We start from the raw sequence: 859 nt of genomic DNA on the forward strand, positions 1-859 counted from the left end.
ATGGCAACATGTTTGCTCGTCAATTAACTCGTCTTAATGTCGATCCAAACATTACGGAAATGCGCACACCAGTTTGTCATAACGAGTTTACGCAAATTGCAGAAAACTGGCCTCAATCGGTGGCGTTTGCGGAGTACAAGCTAAACGGTGAGCAAGCGTCAATCAAAGGCGGCTTTGTTGTTGAGTCGAAGAATAAAGTGATCGTCGATGCGCTTAAATCGATTCGTGGTGTGTTAACCGAGTCTAACAGCGATAAGAGCTTCTTTAGTTTGGCGCTAGGCATCGACATCAACACGCTTGCGCCATCGATTGGTCAAATTTGGACAGAGATAACTCAGCCACAATACCAATGTGCGCTGCTGAGCCAAATGCAAAAAGACATGGGCGGACAAAACCCGGCGGCAGCGGTGAGCATGGGCTCTGGCATGCTGAATGGGTTGAAAGGGTTGAGCATGCAACTGTTCGATCTGAACATCAATCCTGATGCACAGTTTGGCGAAGTGTTTAGCCAAATGGATGGCATGTTTACTCTGTCTGCGAAAGATCCAAACATGTTGATTCAAACTGCGCAAATGCTAGTTCCTGAATTGGCGCAGCTTCAACTGCAACCAGACAACCAACCTGTGAACGTAAGTGACTTGTTAGAGATGCACACGGGCATGAAGATGGACGTGTTTGCACGCTTAAATGGCAGCCACCTAACGCTATACAGCGGCGAGTACGCGGCAGAAGCAAGCAAGGACGTGATGGCTCAAGAGTTGAAGCCAAACGGTTTGTTGAGCTTTAGCATGGACTCAGAGCGTATTCTGGAAGTGTTAGAAAAAGCATCAATGGCGACAGGCCAGCCTCTTCCTGAAGA

At 47.8% G+C, this 859-nt stretch carries 1 pseudogene; it reads left to right on the plus strand.

Going from position 1 to position 859, the window contains the following annotated elements:
• A pseudogene (locus tag R7190_RS26420) lies at positions 1–859 on the plus strand (hypothetical protein); the annotation flags it as partial.

This window comes from Vibrio sp. 1078-1 (assembly GCF_033340475.1).